41 protein-coding genes are annotated in these 25,009 nt (G+C 59.5%); 3 read left to right on the forward strand and 38 right to left on the reverse strand.

Annotated elements, in window-relative coordinates:
- Positions 1-10 precede the first annotated feature (10 nt).
- The 38 genes from ACTQ33_RS01205 to proS form a co-directional block, all read right to left on the reverse strand.
- Entirely contained in the window at positions 11-277 is a 267-nt protein-coding gene (locus tag ACTQ33_RS01205) for an HPr family phosphocarrier protein (protein ID WP_441461424.1), read from the reverse strand.
- Between the two features lie 94 nt (positions 278-371).
- A complete protein-coding gene (locus ACTQ33_RS01210; RefSeq protein ID WP_441461426.1) occupies positions 372-2,300 on the reverse strand; it encodes a PTS fructose transporter subunit IIABC in 1,929 nt (642 codons plus the stop codon).
- Positions 2,301-2,317: 17 nt separating this feature from the next.
- Positions 2,318-3,220 (reverse strand): 1-phosphofructokinase, encoded by a 903-nt coding sequence (gene pfkB / locus ACTQ33_RS01215; RefSeq protein ID WP_441461428.1) that lies wholly within the window; start codon positions 3,218-3,220, stop codon positions 2,318-2,320.
- On the reverse strand, positions 3,217-3,966 hold the full coding sequence (locus ACTQ33_RS01220; RefSeq protein WP_441461430.1) for a DeoR/GlpR family DNA-binding transcription regulator: 750 nt from the start codon (positions 3,964-3,966) through the stop codon (positions 3,217-3,219). Before ACTQ33_RS01220 ends, pfkB begins: the two co-directional genes overlap by 4 nt.
- A 213-nt stretch (positions 3,967-4,179) precedes the next feature.
- Positions 4,180-4,629: a stage V sporulation protein AC gene (spoVAC, locus tag ACTQ33_RS01225; RefSeq protein ID WP_441461432.1), complete on the reverse strand. Its 450-nt coding sequence runs from the start codon at positions 4,627-4,629 to the stop codon at positions 4,180-4,182.
- Positions 4,630-5,333: 704 nt separating this feature from the next.
- Positions 5,334-5,684: a 50S ribosomal protein L17 gene (rplQ, locus tag ACTQ33_RS01230; RefSeq protein WP_441461434.1), complete on the reverse strand. Its 351-nt coding sequence runs from the start codon at positions 5,682-5,684 to the stop codon at positions 5,334-5,336.
- 27 nt (positions 5,685-5,711) lie between these two features.
- Positions 5,712-6,674, reverse strand: a complete 963-nt coding sequence (locus ACTQ33_RS01235) for a DNA-directed RNA polymerase subunit alpha (RefSeq protein ID WP_441461436.1) — start codon at positions 6,672-6,674, stop codon at positions 5,712-5,714.
- Positions 6,675-6,756: 82 nt separating this feature from the next.
- Entirely contained in the window at positions 6,757-7,353 is a 597-nt protein-coding gene (rpsD, locus tag ACTQ33_RS01240) for a 30S ribosomal protein S4 (RefSeq protein WP_441461438.1), read from the reverse strand.
- Positions 7,354-7,378: 25 nt separating this feature from the next.
- Complete coding sequence (rpsK, locus tag ACTQ33_RS01245; RefSeq protein ID WP_441461439.1) at positions 7,379-7,780, reverse strand: 30S ribosomal protein S11; 402 nt, start codon at positions 7,778-7,780, stop codon at positions 7,379-7,381.
- A 14-nt stretch (positions 7,781-7,794) separates the two neighbouring features.
- Positions 7,795-8,163: a 30S ribosomal protein S13 gene (rpsM, locus tag ACTQ33_RS01250; protein ID WP_441461441.1), complete on the reverse strand. Its 369-nt coding sequence runs from the start codon at positions 8,161-8,163 to the stop codon at positions 7,795-7,797.
- A gap of 18 nt (positions 8,164-8,181) precedes the next feature.
- Positions 8,182-8,295: a 50S ribosomal protein L36 gene (gene rpmJ, locus ACTQ33_RS01255; RefSeq protein ID WP_068912571.1), complete on the reverse strand. Its 114-nt coding sequence runs from the start codon at positions 8,293-8,295 to the stop codon at positions 8,182-8,184.
- Between the two features lie 28 nt (positions 8,296-8,323).
- Entirely contained in the window at positions 8,324-8,542 is a 219-nt protein-coding gene (gene infA, locus ACTQ33_RS01260; protein ID WP_441461444.1) for a translation initiation factor IF-1, read from the reverse strand.
- Positions 8,543-8,547: 5 nt separating this feature from the next.
- A complete protein-coding gene (locus ACTQ33_RS01265) occupies positions 8,548-8,835 on the reverse strand; it encodes a KOW domain-containing RNA-binding protein (protein WP_441461446.1) in 288 nt (95 codons plus the stop codon).
- A gap of 1 nt (position 8,836) precedes the next feature.
- Positions 8,837-9,592, reverse strand: coding sequence for a type I methionyl aminopeptidase (map, locus tag ACTQ33_RS01270; protein ID WP_441461448.1), 756 nt, complete (start codon positions 9,590-9,592; stop codon positions 8,837-8,839).
- Positions 9,593-9,595: 3 nt separating this feature from the next.
- Entirely contained in the window at positions 9,596-10,228 is a 633-nt protein-coding gene (locus ACTQ33_RS01275) for an adenylate kinase (RefSeq protein WP_441461450.1), read from the reverse strand.
- A gap of 18 nt (positions 10,229-10,246) precedes the next feature.
- A complete protein-coding gene (secY, locus tag ACTQ33_RS01280) occupies positions 10,247-11,518 on the reverse strand; it encodes a preprotein translocase subunit SecY (protein ID WP_441461452.1) in 1,272 nt (423 codons plus the stop codon).
- 1 nt (position 11,519) lies between these two features.
- A complete protein-coding gene (gene rplO / locus ACTQ33_RS01285) occupies positions 11,520-11,960 on the reverse strand; it encodes a 50S ribosomal protein L15 (RefSeq protein ID WP_441461453.1) in 441 nt (146 codons plus the stop codon).
- Positions 11,961-11,973: 13 nt separating this feature from the next.
- Positions 11,974-12,156, reverse strand: a complete 183-nt coding sequence (gene rpmD / locus ACTQ33_RS01290) for a 50S ribosomal protein L30 (protein ID WP_441461455.1) — start codon at positions 12,154-12,156, stop codon at positions 11,974-11,976.
- A 15-nt stretch (positions 12,157-12,171) separates the two neighbouring features.
- The gene (gene rpsE, locus ACTQ33_RS01295) at positions 12,172-12,693 is read right to left on the reverse strand and encodes a 30S ribosomal protein S5 (protein ID WP_441461456.1); all 522 of its coding nucleotides are present in this window, start codon (positions 12,691-12,693) and stop codon (positions 12,172-12,174) included.
- Between the two features lie 20 nt (positions 12,694-12,713).
- Positions 12,714-13,073 carry a 50S ribosomal protein L18 gene (gene rplR / locus ACTQ33_RS01300; RefSeq protein WP_441461458.1) on the reverse strand — a complete coding sequence of 120 codons (360 nt, stop codon included), beginning with the start codon at positions 13,071-13,073 and terminating at the stop codon, positions 12,714-12,716.
- A gap of 17 nt (positions 13,074-13,090) precedes the next feature.
- A complete protein-coding gene (gene rplF / locus ACTQ33_RS01305; protein ID WP_441461460.1) occupies positions 13,091-13,636 on the reverse strand; it encodes a 50S ribosomal protein L6 in 546 nt (181 codons plus the stop codon).
- Between the two features lie 17 nt (positions 13,637-13,653).
- A complete protein-coding gene (gene rpsH / locus ACTQ33_RS01310; RefSeq protein ID WP_441461462.1) occupies positions 13,654-14,052 on the reverse strand; it encodes a 30S ribosomal protein S8 in 399 nt (132 codons plus the stop codon).
- Between the two features lie 133 nt (positions 14,053-14,185).
- Positions 14,186-14,371, reverse strand: coding sequence for a type Z 30S ribosomal protein S14 (locus tag ACTQ33_RS01315; RefSeq protein ID WP_441461464.1), 186 nt, complete (start codon positions 14,369-14,371; stop codon positions 14,186-14,188).
- Between the two features lie 14 nt (positions 14,372-14,385).
- The gene (gene rplE / locus ACTQ33_RS01320; protein ID WP_441461465.1) at positions 14,386-14,925 is read right to left on the reverse strand and encodes a 50S ribosomal protein L5; all 540 of its coding nucleotides are present in this window, start codon (positions 14,923-14,925) and stop codon (positions 14,386-14,388) included.
- A 16-nt stretch (positions 14,926-14,941) separates the two neighbouring features.
- Positions 14,942-15,250 carry a 50S ribosomal protein L24 gene (gene rplX / locus ACTQ33_RS01325; RefSeq protein WP_441461466.1) on the reverse strand — a complete coding sequence of 103 codons (309 nt, stop codon included), beginning with the start codon at positions 15,248-15,250 and terminating at the stop codon, positions 14,942-14,944.
- A gap of 14 nt (positions 15,251-15,264) precedes the next feature.
- Entirely contained in the window at positions 15,265-15,633 is a 369-nt protein-coding gene (gene rplN / locus ACTQ33_RS01330) for a 50S ribosomal protein L14 (RefSeq protein WP_441461467.1), read from the reverse strand.
- A 15-nt stretch (positions 15,634-15,648) separates the two neighbouring features.
- Entirely contained in the window at positions 15,649-15,909 is a 261-nt protein-coding gene (rpsQ, locus tag ACTQ33_RS01335; RefSeq protein ID WP_441461468.1) for a 30S ribosomal protein S17, read from the reverse strand.
- Between the two features lie 14 nt (positions 15,910-15,923).
- Positions 15,924-16,124, reverse strand: coding sequence for a 50S ribosomal protein L29 (gene rpmC, locus ACTQ33_RS01340; protein WP_441461619.1), 201 nt, complete (start codon positions 16,122-16,124; stop codon positions 15,924-15,926).
- Between the two features lie 2 nt (positions 16,125-16,126).
- Positions 16,127-16,561, reverse strand: a complete 435-nt coding sequence (gene rplP, locus ACTQ33_RS01345) for a 50S ribosomal protein L16 (protein ID WP_441461470.1) — start codon at positions 16,559-16,561, stop codon at positions 16,127-16,129.
- On the reverse strand, positions 16,561-17,343 hold the full coding sequence (rpsC, locus tag ACTQ33_RS01350) for a 30S ribosomal protein S3 (RefSeq protein WP_441461471.1): 783 nt from the start codon (positions 17,341-17,343) through the stop codon (positions 16,561-16,563). The genes rplP and rpsC overlap by 1 nt, the downstream gene beginning before the upstream one ends.
- Positions 17,344-17,356: 13 nt before the next feature.
- Positions 17,357-17,692 (reverse strand): 50S ribosomal protein L22, encoded by a 336-nt coding sequence (rplV, locus tag ACTQ33_RS01355; protein ID WP_441461473.1) that lies wholly within the window; start codon positions 17,690-17,692, stop codon positions 17,357-17,359.
- 14 nt (positions 17,693-17,706) lie between these two features.
- The gene (gene rpsS, locus ACTQ33_RS01360) at positions 17,707-17,982 is read right to left on the reverse strand and encodes a 30S ribosomal protein S19 (protein WP_441461474.1); all 276 of its coding nucleotides are present in this window, start codon (positions 17,980-17,982) and stop codon (positions 17,707-17,709) included.
- 12 nt (positions 17,983-17,994) lie between these two features.
- The gene (rplB, locus tag ACTQ33_RS01365; protein ID WP_441461476.1) at positions 17,995-18,831 is read right to left on the reverse strand and encodes a 50S ribosomal protein L2; all 837 of its coding nucleotides are present in this window, start codon (positions 18,829-18,831) and stop codon (positions 17,995-17,997) included.
- Positions 18,832-18,860: 29 nt separating this feature from the next.
- Entirely contained in the window at positions 18,861-19,157 is a 297-nt protein-coding gene (rplW, locus tag ACTQ33_RS01370; protein WP_441461478.1) for a 50S ribosomal protein L23, read from the reverse strand.
- The gene (gene rplD / locus ACTQ33_RS01375; protein ID WP_441461479.1) at positions 19,157-19,780 is read right to left on the reverse strand and encodes a 50S ribosomal protein L4; all 624 of its coding nucleotides are present in this window, start codon (positions 19,778-19,780) and stop codon (positions 19,157-19,159) included. Before rplD ends, rplW begins: the two co-directional genes overlap by 1 nt.
- Positions 19,781-19,800: 20 nt before the next feature.
- Positions 19,801-20,520 (reverse strand): 50S ribosomal protein L3, encoded by a 720-nt coding sequence (gene rplC, locus ACTQ33_RS01380; RefSeq protein WP_441461481.1) that lies wholly within the window; start codon positions 20,518-20,520, stop codon positions 19,801-19,803.
- A gap of 123 nt (positions 20,521-20,643) precedes the next feature.
- Positions 20,644-20,955, reverse strand: a complete 312-nt coding sequence (gene rpsJ / locus ACTQ33_RS01385; RefSeq protein ID WP_441461482.1) for a 30S ribosomal protein S10 — start codon at positions 20,953-20,955, stop codon at positions 20,644-20,646.
- A gap of 739 nt (positions 20,956-21,694) precedes the next feature.
- Positions 21,695-23,131 (reverse strand): proline--tRNA ligase, encoded by a 1,437-nt coding sequence (gene proS, locus ACTQ33_RS01390; RefSeq protein ID WP_441461484.1) that lies wholly within the window; start codon positions 23,129-23,131, stop codon positions 21,695-21,697.
- 122 nt (positions 23,132-23,253) lie between these two features.
- On the opposite strand from proS, the gene ACTQ33_RS01395 reads away from it, so the two are divergent.
- Genes ACTQ33_RS01395 through ACTQ33_RS01405 form a run of 3 tightly spaced genes read left to right on the forward strand, consistent with a single transcriptional unit; the run spans position 23,254 to position 25,008 of the window.
- Complete coding sequence (locus tag ACTQ33_RS01395; RefSeq protein ID WP_441461485.1) at positions 23,254-23,550, forward strand: carboxypeptidase-like regulatory domain-containing protein; 297 nt, start codon at positions 23,254-23,256, stop codon at positions 23,548-23,550.
- A gap of 12 nt (positions 23,551-23,562) precedes the next feature.
- Positions 23,563-23,730, forward strand: coding sequence for a hypothetical protein (locus tag ACTQ33_RS01400; protein WP_441461487.1), 168 nt, complete (start codon positions 23,563-23,565; stop codon positions 23,728-23,730).
- 60 nt (positions 23,731-23,790) lie between these two features.
- Positions 23,791-25,008 carry an L-serine ammonia-lyase, iron-sulfur-dependent, subunit alpha gene (locus ACTQ33_RS01405; protein WP_441461489.1) on the forward strand — a complete coding sequence of 406 codons (1,218 nt, stop codon included), beginning with the start codon at positions 23,791-23,793 and terminating at the stop codon, positions 25,006-25,008.
- Position 25,009 lies beyond the last annotated feature (1 nt).

Raw genomic sequence — 25,009 nt, forward strand, 5'->3', positions numbered from 1 at the left:
CTGTGGGCGCTCAGCAGTCGCCAAGGCCGGATTCGATGAGCTCCACGGCGGCGGCCAGAGCGGCCTCCTCCTGCTCACCGCTGCACTGGACCTCGATCTCGCTGCCCTGCTTCATGCAGGCGGCCATCAGGTGCATAATGCTTTTGGCGTTGATGGAAGTACCCTTGAACACGATGGTCACATCGCAGGGGAACGCGCTCATTTTGGTGACGAACAGCTGAGCGGGACGCATATGCATCCCCTGGGGATTGGTGATCTTGACCTGAGCGGAAACCATAGTAATATTCCTACCTTTCTTTTGTTGCGGCAGCACCGCACACTGGAGCGGCGCCACCTGAAAAACACTTGTTCAGACTTTAAAAAACCGGTTGTCAGGATTTCTTTTTCTTGAGCAGGCCCAGCAGGACGGTGCCGACGGCGGTGCCCACCGCCAGGGCGATGAGGTAACCCACCACATTGGTCATGACGGGGAACACGAAAATACCGCCGTGGGGCGCGGGCAGTGCGCAGCCGAAAGCCATGGACAGCGCACCGGCCACGCCGGAGCCTACAATGCAGGCGGGCAGAACGCGGAGGGGGTCCGCAGCGGCAAAGGGAATGGCGCCCTCGGTGATGAAGCACAGTCCCATGATGAAGCTGACGATACCGGATTTGCGCTCCTCCTGGGTGAAGCGGTTGCGGAAGAAGAAGGTGGCGCAGGCGATGGCCAGGGGGGGCACCATGCCGCCCATCATGACGGCGGCCATGACGTCGGAGCCTTCGGAGGCGGACACGGCGGCCAGGGTGGAGGTGCCGAAGACGTACGCGGCCTTGTTGAAGGGACCGCCCATGTCAATGGCCATCATACCGGCCAGGACGATGCCCAGAACGATCTTACTGCCCTCGCCCATGGTCTCCAGACCCGAGTAAATGGCGGTGTTGATCAGGCCCACAATGGGGTTGATGAGGCACATAAAGAGACCGATGAGGGCCAGGCCCACCACGGGGTAAATGAGGATGGGCTTGATGCCCTCCAGGGCGCGGGGCAGCTTGTCGCAGACTTTTCTAAGGCCCAGCATCAGGTAACCGGCGGCAAAACCGGCAATCAGCGCGCCGAGGAAACCGGCGGAAACGGCGGTGCCGGTGGGCGAAGAGAAGGTCGCGCCGGACACGGCGATGGCGCCGCCGGCGAAGCCCACCATCAGGCCGGGCCGGTCGGCGATGGACATGGCGATGAAACCGGCCAGGATGGGCAGCATGAAGTTGAATGCCACATTGCCCATGCTCTTGAGCCAGGCGGCCACGGGGGTGTTCATACCGAAGTTGGCGTAGTCGATGGAGGGGTCGTCCAGCAGGAAGGCCAGGGCCATGAGGATACCGCCGCCGATGACGAAGGGCAGCATGTGGCTGACGCCGTTCATCAGCTGCTTATAGAGCTTGCGGCCGAAGGATTCGTTGGAAACGCTCTCGCTCTTCTCGCCGGTGTGGTGGTAGATGGGGGCGTTGGGGGCCTGATGGATCAGCTCCTCGGGCTTGTGGATGCCCTCGGAAACAGGGACCCGCAGGACCGGCTTGCCGTCGAAGCGGCTCAGTTCCACTTCCTTGTCGGCGGCAATGATGACGCCGTCGCAGTTTGCGATCTCCTGGGCGGTCAGCACGTTTTTCGCGCCGCCGGAGCCCTGGGTCTCCACCTTCACGGGGATGCCCAGCTCCTTGCCCTTCTTTTCCAGCGCCTCGGCGGCCATGTAGGTGTGGGCGATGCCCGTGGGGCAGGCGGTGATGGCTACGATGCGGGGACCGCTCTGGACTTCGGCAGCGGGCGCAGTCTCCTGGGCCGTCGCCGTCTCCTCGGGCGCGCCGAACTTGGCGGTCTCATAGCGGTCGATGACGGCCATAAAGGCTGCGGCGTCATCGGCGCCGCGCAGTTCCGCAGTGAAATTGGGGTCCATCAGCAGCACCATCAGATGGGAGAGAATCTCCAGATGCAGGTCGCCGTCCATGGGGGCGGCAATCATAAAGAACAGGTCCGACGGCTGGCCGTCCATGGCGCCGTAGTCCACACCCTGGGTCAGGGTGCAGGCGGCCAGGCTGGGAGCCTTGACACAGTCGCTTTTGGCGTGGGGCACGGCGATGCCCATCTCAATGGCCGTGGAGGTCTGGGCCTCTCTGGCCAGAATGGCTTTTTTGTACCCGGCCTTATCGGTCAGGCAGCCGCCCTTGTCCTGGAGGTCCACCAGGAAATCGATCATGGCGGCCTTATCGGCCACCGCGGGAGCGTGGAGCGCGATTTTCTCAGCGCTCAGCAAGTCAACAATGCGCATGGGATACTTTCCTCTCTTTAAAAGGCGTCCAACAACGCCAGGATTTCCGTTTGCGTCGCCAGGCCCTCGGTAAAGGCCGTGGCAGAACCGGCGGCAGCGCCCATCCGCTGGGCGTAACCGTAGTCGAGCCGTTCCAGCCAACCGGCCAGGAAACCGGCCACCATGGAATCGCCCGCGCCCACGGAGTTACAGACCGTACCCTTGGGGACGCCCAGGCGATGGCGATTGCCGTGCTCATCCAGCAACAGGGAGCCGTCTCCGGCCATGGACACCAGCACGTTCCGGGCGCCCTGCTCCTGGAGCTTGGCGGCACAGGCGGCGATGGCGTCGTCGGTCACCGGCGTTTCTCCAAAGATCTCGCCCAGTTCCAGATTGTTGGGCTTGATGAGGAAGGGCCGGTACGGCAGGGCGCTCAGCAGCAGTTCCCGGGTGGAATCCACCACAAAGGCAATGTTCCGGTCACTGAGCCGGGCCAGCAGGTTTTTGTACACATCGTGGGACAGTGCGGCGGGTACGGAACCGGAAATGACGAGAAAATCGCCTTCGGTGAGGCCGTCCAGCTTCTGCTGGAGCTGGGCCAATGCCTTGGAATCGATGTCGGGGCCGCGGCCGTTGACCTCCGTCTCCTCCCCTGCCTTCAGCTTGACGTTGATGCGGGTCATGCCCTCGTCGAGCCAGACGAAGTCGGTGCGGATGCCCTGGGCCTGGAGCCCTTCCTCCAGGGCCTTGCCGGTGAATCCGGCCAGAAAGCCCGTGGCCACGGTCTCCACCCCCAGGTTGTGGAGGATGGTGGAGACGTTGATGCCCTTGCCGCCCCACTGGATGACCTCCCGGGCCGAGCGGTTGATGGAACCGGCTGTCAGCCGTTCCAACCAGACCACATAGTCCAGGGCCGGGTTGAATGTGACTGTGTAGATCAATGGGAAACCTCCTTGATGACCGTCTGTTCCAGATAGTCGGGGTCGGGCAGCCGTTCGGTGATGATGGTGGCCTTTTCCAGGGGCAGCACCGTCACCGCCGACACCTTTTCAAACTTGGAGCTGTCGGCCAGAACGTAGGTCAGGTAGGACTGCTCGGCGGCCTTGGCCTTGATGGCAGCTTCCTCCGGGTCCGGGGTGGTGTAGCCCTGGCGGATGGTGATGCCGTTGATGCCCAAAAACGCCTTGGTGAAGTTGTACTTCCCCAGTTCTGCCAGCGCCGTGGGACCGACGACGGCCCAGGTGCCGGGCTTCAAATAGCCGCCGATGATGTAGGCCCGCACGCCCATTTCCAGCATCCGGTGGGCGCAGGCAATGCCGTTGGTGACGAAGGTGGCTTTGCAGCCGCCCAGATAATCGATCATCCGCATGGTGGTGGTACCGGCATCCAAATAGATGACGTCATCATGACTGATGAGGCCGGCGGCATATTTGGCAATGGCGGCCTTTTCGTCCTGGAACAGCTGGGTCTTGGTGGGTACGTCGGGTTCTTCGCCCTGGAACTCACTGGCGGCCAGCACGGCGCCGCCGTGGACCTTGTTGAGCCGTCCCTGCTTGGCCAGGGCCGTCAGGTCCCGGCGGATGGTGGCCTCTGAGGCCCCCGTCAGTTCGCAGAGACGCATGACGCTGGCAGTCCGGGCGTCGCTCAGCTCCTGGAGAATCAGCTCAAAGCGCTTCTCAGCCAGCATGGTCTCCCCTCCTTTCCGGTTGGTCGGTTTTGATCGTTTTTTATCGAACCTCATGATAGCACTAAATTCAATCATAGTCAATCTTTTTCAATCATTTTCCGACAAAAAATTTTCCCCTCCCCCACCCTGGTATTCCGGCAGAAAAAAAGCAGGGCAGGACACGGAAAAACCGGGTCCCGCCCTGGGCGGTGTTTGGGGGAATTGGGGGTGGAATTATCCGATATGTTGGAGAATTACCAGGATAATTCCATAGATCACACTGGCAGAGATACCGAAAACGAGAACTGGTCCGGCGATGGTGAACATCTTGGCAGCGACGCCCATGACGAAGCCCTCGGAGCGGTATTCCATGGCTGGGGACACCATGGCGTTGGAGAAGCCGGTGATTGGGACCAGGGTACCGGCCCCGGCCACCTTGGCGATATCGTCAAAAACGCTCAAACCCGTCAGGAGTGCGCCGAGAAAGATGACGGTGATGGATGTGAGGGTACCGGCCAGTTCCTCATCGAAGCCTGCGGCCATCCAGCCGGTGCGGATGAGCTGGGCCAGGGCGCAGATGGCGCCGCCGATGACATAGGCAAAGAAAATGTTTTTGTAGCTGGGGGACGATGGGGAGAGACGGGAAACGTATTGATTGTATTCCTTTGGGGACATTTGCTGCATGAAAACACCTCCGATACCCCTAGTATTCCCCAGTAAATTAAAAGTTTTACTCGATTTTTTTCAAAAAATCGCAGGGGTCCAGGGGGCAGCGCCCCCGGTCGCCCGTCGCAACGGGCGAAATACCCGCGCCGCGCACGGCGCGAAACCCCCGCCCCGCGCACGGGGCGAAATTCCCGCTGGCCGCAGCCAGCGAAACACTCGCCCGCCGCAGCGGGCGAAATACCCCATCGTCCCAAACCGCCATCCGCAGATGGCGGAATCCCCGGGGCGTCAGCCCCAAAGCCGCCGTCCCCACCCCTCGCGGGGTGGTGGATGGCGGCTTTCCCGTTTCGCTCCGAACCTCCGAACAAACTGCCGTCCCATGAACGTAGGCCAGCTGCCCCACTTCGTTAAGGGCGGGTACGTCATCGAACGCGGTACGACATAAGGCCGCCGTCCACCACCCGCTGACGGGGTGGGGACGGCGGCCTTCGGCTTTGCCGGGAGTTGCGCCATCTGCGGATGGCGCTTTGGACGACTGGGGATTTCGCCCCGTGCGCGGGGCGGGAATTTCGCGCCTTGCGAGGCGCGACCAGAGGCGCTGCCTCTGGACTCCGCGATTTTTTGAAAAAAATCGAGTAAAACTTTTATCGTTTGGTGCTATTAAACCATCTACACGCAAAAAAATCCGCAGGAGTATTCCTGCGGATTTCTGTATCGAAGGATTAGTCCTTCTCCACCAGCTCGATGATGGCCATTTCGGCGGCGTCACCGCGACGGGGGCCGAGGCGGGTCACACGAGTGTAACCGCCGTTCCGCTTGGCGTAAGCGGGGGCGATCTCGTCGAACAGCTTCTTGGCGACGTCTTCCTTGGTGATCCAGGCCAGGGCCTTACGGTAGGCAGCCAGGTCCTTCTTCTTACCCAGGGTGATCATCTTCTCGGCGATGGGCTGAATCTCCTTTGCTCTGTAGAACGTGGTCTCCAGCTTGCCGTTTTCAAACAGATAGGTGGTCATAGCTCTCAGCATGGCCTTCCGCTGATCGGTGGTTCTGCCGAGCTTACGAGTTCCGAACATTGATATTCCCTCCCTTTACAAGGTCACTTAGTTGTTAGAGTTGCTGTTGTCGTCGCTGGCCAGACTAAGACCCATCATTGCCAGCTTGTTCTGCACTTCCTCCAGCGACTTGCGGCCCATGTTACGCACCTTCATCATATCCTCGCCGGTTCTGGAAATCAGGTCCTCGACGTTGTTGATGTTGGCGCGCTTGAGGCAGTTGAAGCTGCGGACGGACAGGTCCAGCTCTTCGATGGTCATTTCAAGCACCTTGTCGCGGTGGGATTCGGCCTTTTCGACCACCGTTGTCTTGCTGGCCACGGCCTCGGAGAGGTCCGTGAACAGGCTCAGGTGATCGGACAGAATCTTGGCGCCAAGGGACACGGCGTCACGGGCCGAAATGGTGCTGTCGGTCCAGACTTCCAGTGTCAGCTTGTCATAGTCGGTCATGTTGCCCACACGGGTGTTCTCCACCGTATAGTTCACCTTATACACGGGGGTATAGATGGAATCGATGGGGATCACGCCAATGACGCTCTGTGCGGGCTTGTTGCGGTCGGCAGGAACGTAACCGCGGCCATGGCTCAGGGTAATCTCCATGTTAAAGGTGGCGTCGGGGCCAAGGGTGCAGATGTGGAGGTCCGGATTGAGGATTTCCACATCGCCGTCCACCTTGATATCGCCGGCACAGACCTCACACTCGCCGGAGGCGTCGATGTAGACGGTCTTGGTGCCCTGGCAGTGCAGCTTGGCGATGATCTTCTTGACGTTCAGCACGATTTCGGTGACGTCTTCCTTGACGCCGGGAATCGTGGAGAACTCGTGCTGGATACCGGCGATCTTGATGGAGGTCGCAGCGGTACCCGGCAGCGAGGAAAGAAGGATCCGACGGAGAGAATTACCCAACGTGATGCCGTAGCCTCTCTCCAGGGGGTCCACGACGTACTTGCCGTAGGAGCTGTCCTCGAGAGAATCGATACACTCGATGCGGGGCTTTTCAATTTCTACCATAATTTAAGATACCCTCCTTGTAACTCCGAAACCAAAAGTTTCGTTGCCATTCTTCAGCTTACCAATTGTTGAGGGCGATGCGTTACTTGGAGTACAACTCGACGATCAGGTGCTCAGCGATCTCGAAGTCAATGTCATCCTTGGTGGGCATGGCAATGACCTTGCCGGAGAGGTTGTTCTTATCTCTATCCAGCCACTTGGGAGCGGCGACGAAAGCGTCGTCCTCCTTCATCTTCTTGAAGCGGTTGTTGGAAGCGCTCTTCTCGCAGACGGCGATGACGTCGTTCAGGCCCACCAGGTAGGAGGGGATATCGACGCGCTTGCCGTTGACGGTGAAGTGGCCGTGGTTCACCAGCTGGCGAGCCTCGCGGCGGGTCGCGGCAAAGCCCAGACGGTACACCACATTGTCCAGACGGCGCTCCACCAGCTGCAGCAGGTTGCTGCCGGTGTTGCCGCCCATGCGCTCGGCCTTCTCGTAGTACATCCGGAACTGCTTCTCCAGGATGCCGTACACGAAACGGACCTTCTGCTTCTCCTGCAGCTGCAGGCCGTACTCGGACTTCTTGGTTCTTCTCTGGCCGCCGGGGTTCTTGTTGGAGCTCTTGGAATAGCCCATGGCGGCAGGAGAAACGCCCAGCGTTCTGCAACGCTTCAGAATGGGTTGCGTATTTTTAGCCATAGTTACGTGATCCTCCTTTTAGCGATTAAACGCGGCGTCTCTTGGGAGGACGGCAGCCATTGTGAGGAATGGGGGTGACGTCCTTGATCATGTTGACCTCGAGACCAGCGGACTGCAAAGCGCGGATAGCGGCTTCACGGCCCTGGCCGGGGCCCTTGACGTACACTTCGACGGTCTTCAGGCCATGCTCCATCGCAGCCTTGGCAGCCGTCTCGGCAGCCATCTGGGCAGCGAAGGGAGTGGACTTTCTGGAACCGCGGAAGCCCAGACCACCGGAGGAAGCCCAGGACAGAGCATTGCCCTGGAGATCGGTGATGGTAACCATGGTGTTGTTGAAGGTGGAGCGGATATGCGCGGCACCCTTCTCTACGTTCTTGCGCTCACGGCGTCTCTTGACGACCTTCTTGTTAGCAGTAGCCTTAGCCATTACATATCCCTCCTTTACTTCTTCTTATTGGCGATGGTCTTCTTGGGACCCTTGCGGGTACGAGCGTTGGTCTTGGTACGCTGACCACGGACAGGCAGGCCTCTTCTGTGACGGGTGCCACGATAGCAGCCGATCTCGGTCAGTCTCTTGATGTTCAGCGCGGTCTCACGGCGCAGGTCGCCCTCGATGGTGTAGTTCTTGGCGATCTCTTCGCGGAGCTGAGCCTCCTGCTCGTCGGTCAGATCCTTCACGCGGGTATCGGGGTTGATACCGGTGGCCTTCAGGATATCGTTTGCGCTCTTTCTGCCAATGCCGAAGATATAAGTGAGTCCGATCTCGATTCTCTTATCTCTGGGCAGGTCAATACCGGAAATACGTGCCATATTACTTCGTGCACCTCCTTAGCCTTGTCTTTGTTTGTGTTTGGGGTTTTCGCAAATAACCATAACACGGCCCTTGCGCTTAATGACTTTGCACTTTTCGCACATGGGCTTGACGGACGGTCTTACCTTCATACTGTAACCTCCATATGAGAAATACGTCTTATTTACTTCTCCAGGTGATTCTGCCCCTTGTCAGGTCGTACGGAGACATCTGTACCGTGACCTTGTCGCCGGGGAGAATCTTGATAAAGTTCATCCGGAGCTTGCCGGAGATATGAGCCAATATCGTGTGTCCGTTGCCGATGTCAACGGAGAACATCGCATTTGGCAGCGCATCCGTTACGATGCCCTCAAGCTCGATTACGTCGTCTTTTGCCAAGTTCTTTACCCTCCTTGGTTATGACTTTGGTTTTGATGGCGAAGTCTCGCCAAATCCCTGCGTAATTCGCTGTCGAGCACCTCTCCCCCGGTGCGCAAGCGCTGGGCGGAGAGGCAGTCGGTCCGTGCGATCAGTCGGACATGCTTCAGCTTTTTCCGTTTGGGATGAAAGAGTTTTCTGCACTTTCCGTCGGCCACGGCGGCGTAGGTTCCGTCGCAGTCCACGACGAAGAACCAGTCTCCCCGGTCGTGACCGGCCAGGGATTCCACCAGGTCTCCCTTGGAAATTTCCATACTAAAGCTCCTCGGTGACTGTGAGGATCTCCGGCTCACCGTCTGTGATAGCCACAGTGTTTTCGTAGTGAGCCGACAGCTTGCCGTCTGTCGTCACCGTGGTCCATTGATCTTTCAGGACGCGCACATCGTATGTGCCCTGGTTTACCATGGGTTCAACAGCGATTGTCATACCGCGGACCAGCCGCGGGCCTCTACCTGGGGCGCCGAAGTTGGGCACCTCCGGCGATTCATGCAGCTTTTCGCCGACGCCGTGGCCGACGAAGCTGCGGACAACGGAGAATCCGTTGGCCTCCACATAGGACTGAACCGCGTGGGAGATATCGGACACCCGATATCCCTGGCGCGCAAACTTCATACCCTCAAAGAAGCTCTGCTTTGTGACAGCGATGAGCTTTTCCGCCTCGGCAGAGATGCTGCCGCAGGCGAAGGTAGCGGCGCAATCACCGTGAAAACCGCCCCAATAGGCACCTACATCCACGCTGACAATGTCGCCCTCACGAAGGACCCGTCCGTCGGGAATTCCGTGGATCACCACATCGTTTACAGAGATGCAAGCGCTAGCGGGGTATCCTGAGTAGTTCAGGAAAGACGGCTTCGCGCCCTGCGACACGATATAATCGTGAACAGCCTTGTCGATCTCCATGGTAGTGACGCCGGGCCGGACCATACTTCCGGCCAGAGCACGGGCTCCGGCAGCAATTCTGCCGGCCCGGCGCATCACCTCGAGCTCACGCTCAGTTTTGACAGATATCATAGATCAGACACCTATCGCTTGAAGGATCGCAGCAGTGATGTCTGCGATGGGCTGATTGCCCTCCACCAGTTTGAGAACGCCCAGCTTCTCATAGAAGCCCTTGAGGGGTTCGGTTTCCTGATGGAACACGCTCAGGCGGTTGCGGACCGTCTCGGGCGCGTCATCCTTGCGGATGGAAAGGGCCTGGCCACAGTGGTCGCAGATGCCTTCGACCTTCGGAGGATTGGCGGTCACGTGGAAGCTGGCGCCGCAGGCCGAGCAGACCCGGCGGCCCGTCATCCGCTGTTCGATGACCGCGTCCTCGATCTCGATGGACACCACACTGTCGAAGTGGATGCCCGCGTCCTCCAGGGCCTGAGCCTGGGGGATGGTGCGGGGCATACCATCGAGGATATAGCCCTTCTGGCAGTCCGGCTGGGCCACGCGCTCCTGGACGATGCCGATGATGACTTCGTCGGGGACCAGTTTGCCCTGGTCCATGAAGCTCTTGGCCTTGAGACCGACCTCGGTGCCGTTTTTGATTGCTTCGCGCAGGATGTTACCGGTGGAGATGGTGGGAATGCCCAGCTGAGCGGCAATGCGCTCGGCCTGGGTACCCTTACCGGCGCCGGGAGCACCCAAAAGAATCAGTTTCATTGAGAATCCCTCTTTCGATTACTCCAGGAAGCCCTTGTAGTGACGCATCATCATCTGGGCTTCCAGTGCGCTCACGGTCTCACGGGCAACGCCCACGACGATGATGACGGAAGTACCGCCGATGGACAGCATATTGTCCACCAGGGCGCCCAGGATAATGGGCACCAGGGCGATGACGGCCAGATACAGGGCGCCGAAGAAGGTGATCTTGTTGATCACTTTGGAGATGAACTCCGCCGTGGGGCGGCCGGGCCGGAAGCCGGGGATAAAGCCGCCGTTCTTCTTCAGGTTGTTGGCGATCTCCACGGGGTTGTACTGCACAGTCGCGTAGAAGAAGCTGAACGCGATGATCAGCAGGAAATAAACCAGGCCATAGAGGAAGCTCCGGTTGCTGAACAGGTTCTCATACAGCCAGCCGCTGGTGTGGCCGGTGAAGGCCGCGATGGTGGCGGGCAGAGAGGCGATGGACTGAGCGAAGATGATGGGCAGAACACCGCTCATGTTGACCTTGATGGGCAGATGGGTGCTCTGGCCGCCGTACATCTTGCGGCCTACCACGCGCTTGGCGTACTGCACGGGGATGCGGCGCTCGGCGTTGGTGATGAACACCACGAAGAGGACCAGCAGCAGGACGCCGATGACGATCAGCAGGGCCAGATACCAGGCCAGGGTACCGCGGGCAACACCGGTGAAGATGTGGCTGATGCCGGCAGGCAGGCGGGAAATGATGTTGGCAAAGAGGATGATGGAAATACCGTTGCCGATACCAAATTCCGTGATCTGCTCACCGAGCCACATGACGAAGCAGGAGCCGGCGGTGAAGCTGAGGACGATGACCAGGCCATAGAGGAAACCCGTGTGGGTCAGCAGGCCGGCATTGTTCAGCATGACGTAGTAGGCAAGGCCCATGAGAAGGCCCAGGCCCACGGTGGTGTAGCGGGTAATCCGTTGGATTTGCCGCTTGCCCTCCTCGCCGCCTTCTTTACTCAGCCGTTCCAGAGCCGGGATGGCGATGGTCAGCAGCTGAATAATGATGGAAGCGTTGATATAGGGCTGGATGGACAGCGCGAAGACCGTAGCCTGCGAGAAGGCCGAACCGGACATGGCGTTGTACAGGCCCAGAATGGTGTCGGAGAGCTGGGAGTTAAAATAGGAGGCCAGGGCGGTGACGTTGACGTAGGGAACGGGAACGGCGTTGCCCAGGCGGAAAATCAGCAGGATGAAGAGTGTAAAGAGGATCTTCTTGCGGAGCTCCGGAATTTTCCAGGCGTTGCGCAGAGTCGTAAACACCTTACACCACCTCTGCCTTTCCACCTGCCTCTTCAATCTTCGCCTTGGCGGACTCGGAGAAGGCGGCGGCCTTGACAGTGACCTTCTTGGTCAGCTTGCCGTTGGCCAGGACCTTCAGGCCGTACTTGCACTCGTGGAGGATGCCCTTTTCGATCAGAGCAGCCGCATCGACCACAGCGCCGTCCTCGAAAGCGTTCAGGGAACCGACATTGATAGCGGTCAGGGGTTTGGCAAAGATGTTGTTGAAGCCGCGCTTGGGGATCCGGCGGACCAGAGGCATCTGGCCGCCCTCGAAGCCAACGCGGACCTTGCCGCCGCTGCGGGCCTTCTGGCCCTTGTGGCCGCGGCCGGCGGTCTTACCGTTACCGGTGCCGGTGCCGCGACCCTTGCGCTTGCCCACATGGGTGGAGCCGGCAACAGGTGCGAGTTCGTGCAGATTCATAGGTTGCGCCTCCTTACTTCTCTTCGGTGACCTGCAGGAGATAACCGATCTTAGCGATCTTGCCGCGGGTCTGCTCGTTGTCGGGCTGCACGGTCTCGTGACCGATGCGGCGCAGGCCCAGGGAGTTCGCGGTTGCAATGTGCTTTTCCAGTCGGCCGCTCAGGCTCTTGACCAGCTTAATCTTCAGATTTGCCATTCTTCAAGCCCTCCTTTAGCCGACGATTTCTTCCACGCTCTTGCCGCGGACGCGGGCCACCTCAGCGGGGCCGCGCAGGGACTTCAGACCCGCCATGGTGGCCTTGACCACGTTCTGGGGGTTGTTGGAGCGCAGGCACTTTGCACGGATGTTGGAGACGCCGACGGCCTCCATGACGGCACGGACGGTGCCGCCGGCGATGATACCGGTACCGAGAGGAGCGGGCTTGAGCAGCACCTCGCCGGCGCCGAACACACCGATGACCTCGTGGGGGATGGTGGTGCCGTCCAGCACGATCTTGGTCATGTTCTTCTTGGCATCGGCGATGCCCTTGAGGATGGCCTCAGAGACTTCGGAAGCCTTGCCCAGGCCGTAGCCCACGGTGCCCTTGCCGTCGCCGACGACGACCAGAGCGGCGAACTTGAAGATACGGCCGCCCTTGACGGTCTTGGAGACACGGTTCAGGTAGACAACCTTCTCGATAAACTCAGGAGCGGAAGTCTCGCCGTTGTTGCGATCATTACGATTATAAGCCATTTTGTTTCTTCCTCCCCCCGTTAAAAGTTCAGTCCGCCCTCGCGAGCGCCCTCAGCCAGGGCGGCGACGCGGCCGTGGTACACATAGCCGCCGCGGTCGAACACGACGGTGTCGATGCCCTTGGCCTTGGCGCGCTCGGCGATCATCTGACCGACCTTCTTGGCGGCCTCGGCGTTGGAGCCGGTACCTTCAAAAGCTTTCTCCAGGGTGGATGCGGCGGCCAGGGTGACGCCGTTGACGTCATCAATGACCTGTGCGTAGATGTTCGCATTGCTGCGGAACACATTCAGGCGGGGTCTCTCGGGTGTGCCGGAGATCTTGCCGCGCACTCTCTTATGGCGCACCAGGCGCTGTGCATTCGTGTTGGGTTTTCTTACCATTGTGGCACACCTCCTAATTATTTCTTACCGCCGGTCTTGCCTTCCTTGCGGCGAATGACCTCGGTAGTATACTTGATGCCCTTGCCCTTATAAGGCTCGGGGGGTCTCTTACCACGGACCTCAGCAGCGAACTGGCCGACAACCTGCTTGTCGATGCCGCTGATGACGATCTTGTTGGGGGTGGGAGCTTCGATGGTGATGCCGTCGATCTCGTCCACAAAGACCTGATGGGAATAGCCCAGGTTCATGACCAGCTGCTTGCCCTGCTTGGCCACACGGTAGCCGACGCCGTTGACGTCCAGCTCCTTGGAGTAGCCCTTGGTAACGCCCTCCACCATGTTGTGGATCAGGGTGCGGGTCAGGCCATGGAGGCTGCGGTGCTGCTTCTCGTCGTCGGGACGGGCCACGGTGAGGACGCCGTCGGCGACAGTGATGATCATATCGGGATGAAATGCTTTCGTCAGAGTACCCTTGGGGCCCTTGACCGTGACAACGTTGTCAGCCTGAACGGTCACTTCCACGCCAGCCGGTACGGTGATAGGCATTTTGCCAATTCTTGACATAATGTTGTTCCTCCTTCTTACCAGACAAATGCGAGGACTTCGCCGCCGACGTGGTTGGCTCTTGCCTTCTTGTCGGTCATGACGCCCTTGGATGTGGAAATGATGGCGATACCCAGGCCCTTGAGGACGCGGGGCAGCTCATCGGCGCCGGCGTAGACACGCAGGCCGGGCTTGGACACGCGGCGCAGGCCGGTGATAACCTTCTCCTTGCCGGGTAGGTACTTCAGAGCGATGCGGATAACGCCCTGGGTGCCGTCCTCGACGATCTGGATGGACTTGATATAGCCCTCATCCAGCAGGATCTGGGCGATGGCCTTCTTCAGGTTGGAAGCGGGCACATCGACGGTTTCGTGCTTGGCCGAGTTCGCATTCCGGATTCTGGTCAGCATATCGGCTACGGGATCAGTGATTTGCATGTGTATACCTCCTGTTAGAAGTTACAGACCGTAGGGTCTGTGAAGACTCCAGGGTATCAGAGGAATGTGAATCGAAAGCGGGCAGCCGCCCCGATTCCATCTTCCCCTGACTTCTGAAGCCTGTTGACGAATGTTACCAGCTGGCCTTCTTGACGCCGGGAATCTGGCCCTTGTAGGCCAGCTCACGGAAGCAGATACGGCAGATGCCGTAGTTGCGAAGGTAAGCGTGGGGTCTGCCGCAGATCTTGCAGCGGTTGTAGCGGCGGGTAGAGAACTTGGGCTCAGCCTGCTGCTTGAGAATCATAGATTTCTTAGCCATTGTCTATCCTCCAATCAAGCGTAGAAGGGAGCGCCCACCAGGGTCAGCAGCTCTTTTGCTTCTTCGTCGGTCTTGGCGGTGGTGCAGATGCAGATATCCATACCACGGATCGCGTCGACCTTGTCGTACTCGATCTCGGGGAAGATCAGCTGCTCCTTGAGGCCCATGGCGTAGTTGCCGCGGCCGTCGAAGGAGTTGGGGTTGATGCCGCGGAAGTCGCGGACACGGGGCAGGGCCACGTTGAACAGGCGGTCCAGGAACTCCCACATACGGTCGCCGCGGAGGGTGACCTTCACGCCGACGACCTGGCCTTCACGCAGCTTGAAGTTTGCCACGGACTTGCGGGCCTTGGTGGCCACAGGCTTCTGGCCGGTGATGGTGGCGATGTCGCGGATGACGTTGTCAACGATCTTGGCGTTGTCCTTGGCCTCGCCGCAGCCGACGTTGACAATCACCTTGTCCAGCTTCGGAATCTGCATGACGCTCTTGTAGCCGAACTTCTTGAGGAGCGCAGGGGCGATCTCCTCATTGTATTTCACTTTCAGTCTAGCCAATGTTGTGCTCCTCCCCTTAAATGGTCTCGCCGCACTTCTTGCAGACGCGGTTCTTGGCGCCATCGGCAGCCAGCTTGTAAGCGGGGCGGGTGGGCTTGCCGCACTTGGGGCAAACGCGCATCACCTTGCAGGCGTACATGGGGATCTCCTTGCGGACGATGCCGCCCTGCTCGCCGGGTCTTCTGGCCTTGTTGTGAACGGTGGCGACGTTGATGCCTTCCACGATCACCTTGCCGCTCTTGGGCATGGTCTCCAGGACCTTGCCCTGCTTGCCCTTGTCCTTGCCGGACAGGACGACGACGGTATCATTCTTCTTAATGTTCATCAGTCGGTACCCCCTTAAATGACTTCGGGAGCCAGAGACAGGATCTTCATGTAATCCTTATCGCGCAGCTCTCTGGCCACGGGCCCAAAGATACGGGTGCCTCTGGGGTTCTTGTCTTCCTTGATCAGAACGGCAGCGTTCTCGTCGAACCGGACATAGGAGCCGTCGGCGCGGCGAACGCCCTTCTGGGTGCGGACGATAACGGCCTTGACGACCTCGCCCTTCTTGACAGTGCCGCCGGGCTGGGCCTTGCGGACGGAAGCAACGATCACATCACCGATGTTGCCGAACTTCCGCTTGGAGCCGCCCAGAACGCGGATGCACTTGATTTCCTTGGCGCCGGTGTTGTCGGCAACCTTCAAATAGCTCTCCTGCTGAATCATGGATTGTCGACCTCCTTACTTCGCCTTCTCGATGATTTCCACGAGTCTCCATCTCTTGTCCTTGGACAGGGGACGGCACTCCATCACCTTGACGGTATCGCCGATGCCGCACTCGTTGTTCTCGTCGTGGGCCTTCAGCTTATACGTTCTCTTCATGATCTTCTTGTACAGCTTGTGCTGCACGCTGTCCTCAATGGCGACCACGATGGTCTTGTTCATCTTGTCAGAGACAACAGTACCGACCCTGGTCTTGCGGAAAGCTCTGATTTCTTCCATGTTCGCTTACCTCCTTAGGCCTCGGGCCGAAGCGCCTTTTCGCGCAGAATAGTTTTGATGCGGGCAATGTCTTTCTTGACGCCGGCGATCTTCACGGGATTGTCCAGCTGGTTGGTAGCATGCTGCATACGCAGGAAAAACAGGTCCTTTTTCAGCTCGGTGAGCTTCGCCTCCAGCTCGGCGGTGGACATATTGCGGATCTCATTTGCCTTCATCATTATTCACCACCATTTCCGGAAACAGTGTCTTCCCGTGCGATGATTCTGCACTTGATGGGAAGTTTGTGCATAGCCAGACGGAGGGCCTCACGGGCCACTTCCTCGGACACGCCGCCGATTTCAAACATGACCTTCTGGGCCTTGACGACGGCGACCCAGTACTCGGGGGCGCCCTTACCGGAACCCATACGAGTACCCAGTGCCTTGCTGGTCACGGGCTTGTCGGGGAAGATTTTGATCCAGACCTTACCACCACGCTTGGTGTAACGGGTCATGGCGATACGGGCAGCCTCGATCTGGTTGCCGGTGATCCAGCCGGGCTCCAGGGCCTGGATGGCGAAGTCGCCGTAGGCGACCTTATTACCGCGGGTAGCCACGCCGGTCATGCGGCCTCTGTGGACTCTGCGGTATTTCACTCTCTTGGGCATCAGCATCAGCGGTTACCTCCTTCGCGGCGACCAGCGTTGCGGCGCTCGCCGTTGTGATTGTTGCCATTGTAGGGTCTGCGGCCGTTGCGGTCCCCTCTGCGGCGGTCGCCGTCGCGGCGCTCGCGGCGGGCGGGCTCGGGGTTCTCGGTGCGCAGGGTGGAGTTCAGGACCTCGCCCTTGTAGATCCACACCTTGACGCCGATGCGGCCATAGGTGGTAGCGGCCTCAGCGAAGCCGTAGTCGATGTCGGCGCGCAGGGTCTGCAGGGGGATGGTGCCCTCGTGGTAGGACTCGCTGCGGGCGATTTCGGCGCCGCCCAGACGGCCGGAGCAGGCAACCTTGATGCCCTTGGCGCCCAGACGGGTGGCGCGCTGCATGGCCTGCTTCATGGCGCGGCGGAAGCTGATACGCTTCTCCAGCTGAGCGGCGATGTTCTCGGCCACCAGCTGCGCGTTCAGGTCGGGGCTGCGGACCTCGACGATGTTCAGAGCCACGCTCTTACCGATCATGCCTTCGACCAGCAGGCGCAGGCGCTCGATCTCGGTGCCGCCCTTGCCGATGACGACGCCGGGACGGGAGCAGTGGATGTTGATCTTGACCTTCTGCTGGTTGCGCTCGATCTCGATCTTGGCGATACCGGCAGCGTACAGGGTCTTCTTCAAATACTTGCGGATGTTGTAATCTTCAACGATCAGGTCGCCGACTTTATCGTCACGGGCGTACCAACGAGAGTCCCAATCCTTGATTACGCCGACGCGCAATCCGTGGGGATTAACTTTCTGTCCCATAGCTACCTCCTGCTCAGTTCTTCTCGCTCACACCGATGGTGATGTGAGTGGTTCTCTTCAGAATGCGATTGAATCTACCCTGTGCTCTGGGCATACCGCGCTTGAGCGTGGGGCCGGGGTTGGCAACGGCGGTGGAGATATACAGGTTGGAGGCATCCATACCATTGTTGTTCTCCGCGTTGGCAACGGCACTCTTGAGGAGCTTCAGAACGGGCTCACAGGCAGCCTTGGGAGTCTGCATCATGTATGCAGTGGCGGTCGCAACGTCCTTGCCGCGGATCATGTCGCAAACGATCTTGACCTTACGGGGGGACATGCGAAGATACTTCAGATGTGCTTTCGCTTCCATTCTAGCGTTCCTCCTTACTTGTTAGTGGTCTTGCTGCCGGCGTGACCCTTGAAGGTTCTGGTGGGCACGAACTCGCCCAGCTTGTGGCCGACCATATCCTCGGTGATATAGACGGGAACATGCTTGCGGCCGTCGTGGACAGCGATGGTGTGACCGACAAAGGAGGGGAAAATCGTGGAGGCGCGGGACCAGGTCTTGAGAACCTTCTTGTCGCCGGCCTTGTTCAGCTCCTCGACGCGCTTGAAGAGCTCAGGCGCAACGAAGGGGCCCTTTTTGATGCTTCTGCTCATTACTGTTCCTCCTTACTTCGCGTTTCTGCGCTTGACAATGAACTTGTCGGTGCGGTTCTTCTTCTTGCGGGTCTTCAGGCCCATGGCGGGCTTGCCCCAAGGAGTGACAGGACCGGGACGACCGACAGGGCTCTTGCCCTCACCACCACCGTGGGGGTGATCGCAGGGGTTCATGACAGAGCCGCGAACGGTGGGACGGATACCCATGTGGCGGGTACGGCCGGCCTTACCGAGGTGGATGTTCTCGTGGTCGATGTTGCCGACCTGGCCGATGCAGGCGGTGCAGTTCATGCGAATGTAGCGAACCTCACCGGAGGGCATTCTGACCTGAGCCAGCTCGCCGTCCTTGGCCATCAGCTGAGCAGCGGTGCCGGCGGCACGAACCAGCTGGGCGCCGCGGCCGGGGTTCAGCTCGATGTTGTGGATGACGGTACCGACGGGGATGTTGGCGATGGGCAGGCAGTTGCCGGGCTTGATGTCAGCGCCGGTGGAAGCCAGGACCTTGTCGCCGGCCTTCAGGCCAACGGGGGCCAGGATATAGCGCAGGGTGCCGTCCTCGTACTTGACCAGTGCGATGAAGGCGCTGCGGTTGGGATCGTACTCCAGGCGCTGGACAGTGGCGGGCATATCCACCTTGTCGCGCTTGAAGTCGATGATGCGGTACTTGCGCTTGTTGCCGCCGCCGCGATGGCGGACGGTGATTCTGCCGTAGCTGTTGCGGCCGGAATGCTTTTTCAGGGTCTCGACCAGGCTGCGCTCGGGCTTCGCCTTCTTGTCAACGCCATCGAAAGCGGAAACGGTCATGTTTCTTCTGGACGGCGTATACGGCTTAAAAGATTTAATCGCCATTTTGCGTTACACTCCTTTTGAGAAATCTCTTAGACCATGCCTTCGAAGAACTCGATGGTCTTGGAATCGGCGGTCAGCTTGACCATAGCCTTCTTCCAGCTGGCGCGGCGGCCCACAGGGTAGGCGCCGGTGCGCTTCTTCTTGCCGTCCATGTTGATGGTGTTGACCTTCTCAACCTTGACGCCGAAGATCTCTTCGACAGCCTTGGCGATCTCGATCTTGTTGGCATCGGGGGCGACCTGGAAAACGTACTTCTTAAAAGCAGTGTCCTCCATGGACTGTTCGGTGATGATGGGCTTGATCACGATATCGTAAGCGGTCTTCATTATGCGAACACCTCCTCAATCTTGGCGAGGGCAGCCTGATCGACCACGAACTTCTTGGCGTTCAGGATGTCGTAAACGTTGATGCAAGAGGCGAAGGTGGTGGAGACGCCGGGAATGTTGCGGGCGCTCTTGATCACCAGCTCGTCGGCCTCGGCGGTGACGACGAGAGCCTTGCAGTCGGCGTCGACGGCCTTCAGGAACTTCTGGAACGCGGCGGTCTTGGGAGCGTCCATCTTGATGGAGTCGATGACCACGATGTTGCCCTCGGCGGCCTTGGCGCTGAGGACGGACTTCATAGCCAGTCTCTTGACCTTCTTGTTCAGGGTGTAGCTGTAATCGCGGGGCTTGGGGGCGAACACGACGCCGCCGTGGGTCCACTGGGGAGCACGGGTGCTGCCCTGACGGGCGCGGCCGGTGCCTTTCTGTCTCCAGGGCTTGATGCCGCCGCCGGAAACCTCGGCGCGGGTGAGGGCGCTCTGGGTGCCCTGACGGCAGTTGGCCAGGTGATTCTTCACAACGTCGTGCACAACGGACTCGTTGGGCTCGATGCCGAAGATGGCGTCACTCAGAGTGACTTCGCCGACCTGGTTGCCGGCCATGTTCAAAACTTTAACGTTAGGCATTTAAAAGCACTCTCCTTTCCTTAGCCTCTGGCGGAAGCCTTCTGCGGGTTACGACCGGAAGCCTTCTGCGGGTTCTTGCTGATGTCGGAGCCGGCCTGCTTGACCTTGTTGTTCTTGACCGTGCTCTTCACATAGACAAGACCGCCCTTGGGGCCGGGGATGGCGCCGCGGACAACGATCATGCCCAGTTCAGCGTCCACCTTGACCACGTCCAGGTTCTGGACGGTGACCTGCTCGACACCCATCTGACCGGCGCCGATGTGGCCCTTGAAGATGCGGGAAGGAGTAGAGGTGGAACCCATGGAACCGGCGTGACGGTGAACAGGGCCGCCGCCGTGGGTGGTGGGAGTGCGCTGTGCGCCGTGGCGCTTGATGGCGCCCTGGTAGCCGTGGCCCTTGGAAACGCCGGTCACGTCGACCTTGTCGCCGGTGGCGAAGGTGTCAGCCTTGATGACGTCGCCGACGTTCAGTTCGGCAGCGTTGTTCAGCTTGAACTCCTTCAGGTGCTTCATCATGGCCAGCTCACCCTTTTTCAGGTGGCCGATTTCGGGCTTGGACAGCTTGGACTCCTTGACTTCTTCGTAGCCCAGCTGGACAGCGACGTAGCCGTCTTTCTCCTCAGTCTTCTTCTGAGCGACGACGCAGGGGCCGGCAGCGATAACGGTAACCGGGATGGCCTTGCCGCTCTCATCGAAGATCTGGGTCATGCCCACTTTTTTGCCGATGATTGCTTTCTGCATTAGTGTTTCCTCCTATTTAAGGTTATTGGTTGATTTCAAAGCCATTGGACTGCCTTGGAACCAACATGACCCGTCCGTCCATTTTGACGGACCGTGGCGGGCAGCTATAATATATAATGTATATTACAGCTTTATCTCAATCTCGACACCGGCCGGCAGATCCAGGCTCATGAGGGCCTCAACGGTCTTCTGGCTGGGATCGAGGATATCGATCAGACGCTTGTGGGTTCTGCGCTCGAACTGCTCACGGCTGTCCTTGTACTTATGCACAGCGCGCAGGATGGTGACAACTTCCTTCTTGGTGGGCAGGGGGATGGGGCCGGAGACAGCGGCGCCGTTGCGCTTGGCGGTCTCGACAATCTTCTCTGCACTGGAGTCGATGAGCTGATGATCGTAAGCCTTGAGGCGAATGCGGATCATTTTCTGGTTTGCCATAATTACTTGTTTCCTCCTTGAAACGTACTCAGTGTTCGTTGAGCCTGGGTACGGACGAGAATCTCTTATACGCTAAGCCGTGCGTATCATTCCGAGCGCATGAAAAAAGCCGACGAACGCCGGCTGCCCATGATCGGCGATATACGCTGTATCATGAGAATCTCAGCCGCCCGATGACCGGACATACTCCGCGGAAGTTACCGTCCAGGACGCAATCTCCCACTTCATCGCATACTGCACCGGCCTTTCGACCGCGTGCCCACTCATAATACACGGTATCACCAACAATGTCAAGAGTTTTTCATAAAAAACTTACAAAATTTTTTCTGTATTTTCGTTGATTTGGCAGTTTACCGCGTTGCACCGCTCCCCTGCCGGTTTGCATCCTATATTATAATGTAGAAAGGCAGAGAAGAATCTCCCCGCCTGCCGCCCCGTGGGGCAGCGGCGGGGAGATTGCGGCATTGCCGCAGGGGTTCCGCGCCGTGCGCGGCGCGGTTTGGGACGATGGGGTGTTTCGCCCCGTGCGCGGGGCGGGTATTTCGCGCCGTGCGCGGCGCGGGTGTTTCGCCCCGTGCGCGGCGCGGGTGTTTCGCCCCGTGCGCGGCGCGGGTGTTTCGCCCCGTGCGCGGCGCGGGTGTTTCGCCCCGTGCGCGGCGCGACCAGAGGCCCTGCCTCTGGACTCCGCGATTTTTTGAAAAAAATCGAGTAAAACTTTTATCTTTGGGTGCGGTGGCGATTAGTAAGCGACGCCCCAATAAATCATCTTATCGGCTTTTTTGCCGCAGCAAACGCAGGTCTCGCCCACCTTTTCCTGATGGAGCGGCATGCAGCGGGACGTGACACCCACTTCTTCCTTCATTTTCAGCTCGCACTCCAGATCACCGCACCACATGGTCCGGGCGAAGCCGCCCTCGTTCTGCATGAACACCTTGACCTCGTCCATGGTCTGGCACGTCTTGGTGTGCTCCTCCAGATTCTTCTTGGCACGGGCATACATGCCGTCGTGGACGGCGTCCAGCAGCTTCTGAACCTGGTCCTCCAGCTCCGTCAGGGGCACAAAGACCTTCTCACCGCTGTCGCGGCGGCAGATGCAGCACTGGCCCTTTTCCATATCCTTGGGACCGATCTCCACGCGCAGCGGCACGCCCTTCATCTCATATTCGGCAGCCTTCCAGCCCATGGACTGCTCGGAATCGTCCATCTTGGCCCGGACACCGGCAGTTTTCAGACGATTCAGCAGGTCTGTGGCGGCATCGAGGACGCCCTCCTTGTGCTGGGCCACGGGAATGACAATGGCCTGAATGGGGGCGATACGGGGCGGCAGAACCAGGCCGTTGTTGTCGCCATGGGTCATGATGATGCCGCCAATCAGACGGGTGGATACGCCCCAGGACGTCTGGAAGGGGTTGTGGAGCTTGTTGTCCTTACCGGTGAAGGTGATATCGAAGGCCTTGGCGAAGCCGTCGCCGAAGAAATGGCTGGTGCCGCCCTGCAAGGCTTTGCGGTCGTGCATCATGCACTCCACGGTGTAGGTGGCTTCGGCGCCGGAGAATTTTTCCTTGTCGGTCTTCTTACCCTTGACCACGGGCATAGCCAGCACATTCTCCATGAAATCGGCGTAGATGTTCAGCATCTGCTCTGTCTCGGCGATGGCCTCCTCGGCGGTGGCGTGCATGGTGTGGCCCTCCTGCCACAGGAACTCCCGGTGCCGCAGGAAGGGGCGGCTAGTCTTCTCCCAGCGGAGCACGCTGCACCACTGGTTGTACAGCTTGGGCAGGTCTCTCCAGGAGTGGATGACGTTGGCATAGTGCTCACAGAACAGCGTTTCGGAGGTGGGACGGATGCAGTACCGCTCCTCCAGCTTGTCGCTGCCGCCGTAGGTGACCCAGGCGCATTCAGGGGCGAAGCCCTCCACGTGGTCCTTCTCCCGCTGGAGCAGGGATTCCGGGATCAGCATGGGCAGATAGACGTTTTCGTGGCCCGTCTCCTTGAAGCGGGCATCGAGACCGTTCTGGATATTCTCCCAGATGGCGTAGCCATAGGGGCGGTAGATGAACATACCCTTGATGGAGGAATAATCAATCAGCTCTGCCTTCTTGCACACGTCGGTGTACCACTGGGCAAAGTCCACCTCCATATCGGTGATCTGTTCGACTTTTTTCTCTTTGGCCATGGTGATAATTCCATCCTTTCGGGGGAAAGACCCCCGGTATTTTTCAAATCAGTGTCTACTATTATAACACGTCTGTCAATCCCTGCATAGGATAAACTACCATTTTCGCAGGAGGTAGCGCCATGGGAAGCGAGCTGCATTTTTACATTCACATGAAGCCCGGAGAGCGGGTGGAGACCGATCTGACCCTGCCGCCGGACAGCGGCGCCATACTCACCGGTGTGGTGAGGCGGGCCGACGGACGGCCGGCCGCCGACGCGGTGGTTCTGGCGTTGGATGGGGAGACGGGAGAGCCCCGCTGCCACTGTGTCACCGGCTGGGATGGGCGGTATGTTCTGGGGCCTCTGTCCCCTGCCCTCTATGAACTGTGTGTCCACGACGGCAGCGCCCCGGTCCGCACCGTGGACCTGTCCCTTTGAAGGGAGGATGCTATGGAGCCATATACCATTGTTCTGGACCCGACGGCGGCGGCCTTTTATGAACAGGTGGCTGTCTGGACGGGCCGCAGCGTGGAGCAGGTCCTGGCCGACGCGCTGTTCAAGCTGGCCGGAGAACTGTCTCTGGAGGCGCTGCACCGGAAAAATACGCCGGGCCGTTGAGTTCCCCCGCGGAATTTGGTATACTATACGGTATAGCCTTATACGAAGGGAACGAGCGATATGAAGTCCATCCGCGATCTCTATAAGATCGGTAAAGGCCCGTCCAGCTCCCATACCATTGGACCGGAGCGGGCGGCCCACCTGTTGAAAGAGCGATATCCCGACGCCGACCGATACACGGTGGTGCTGTACGGTTCTCTGTCCAAGACGGGCCAGGGCCACGGCACCGACCGGGTGCTCCATACGGTCCTGTCCCCCACGCCCACGGAGATTGTCTTTTCCGATGAGCCTCTGGGGCAGACCTATACCCATCCCAACACCATGGACCTGTACGCCTGGCACGGCGAGGAACGTTCTCCCCGTCTGCGGGTGGAGAGCATCGGCGGCGGCGATATCCGGGTGGAGGGCTGCGCGGACATGGAGCCGCCGGAGGTGTACCCGGAAAATTCCTTTGCGGAGATTGCGGACTTCTGCCGTCTGCGGAATCTGACGCTGTGGGAATATGTGGAGATCAACGAGGGACCGGAAATCTGGGATTTTCTGGCCGTCATCTGGCAGACCATGCAGAAGGCCATCGACGCAGGCATTGCCACCGAAGGCGTGCTGCCCGGCGGCCTGGGGGTGGAGCGGAAAGCGAAAACCCTCTATGAAAAGGTCATTGAAAACGAATTCACGGCCCTGCGGGAATGCCGCATTGTCAGCGCTTACGCCTACGCCGTCAGCGAGCAGAACGCCGACTGCGGCACCATCGTCACGGCGCCCACCTGCGGCGCCTGCGGCGTACTGCCGGCAGTGCTGCGGTATCTGAAGGAGCGGCGGCGGCTCACCGATGAAAAGGTGTTGCAGGCGTTGGCGGTGGCGGGCCTGTTCGGCTCTCTCATCAAACGCAACGCGTCCATTTCCGGAGCGGAGTGCGGCTGTCAGGCGGAAATCGGTTCGGCCTGCGCCATGGCGGCGGCGGCGGCCTGTGTCCTGTGCGATCTCAACACGGCCCAGACCCAGTACGCGGCGGAAATCGCGTTGGAGCACCATCTGGGATTGACCTGTGACCCCATCTGCGGCCTGGTGCAGATTCCCTGCATCGAACGCAACGCCGTGGCGGCGTCCCGGGCGTTGAACTGTCTCAATCTGGCCTTTTTCCTGTCGGATTCCCAGCGGATCACCTTTGACATGGTGGTTAAGACCATGTATGAGACGGGCATCCACCTGTCCCAGCAGTACCGGGAAACGGCGGAAGGCGGCCTTGCCAAGCTGTACGACCGCCGCTCCCGCCGGTGAA

This window comes from Candidatus Avoscillospira sp. LCP25S3_F1, assembly GCF_052117125.1.
GTDB lineage: Bacteria > Bacillota > Clostridia > Oscillospirales > Oscillospiraceae > Avoscillospira_A.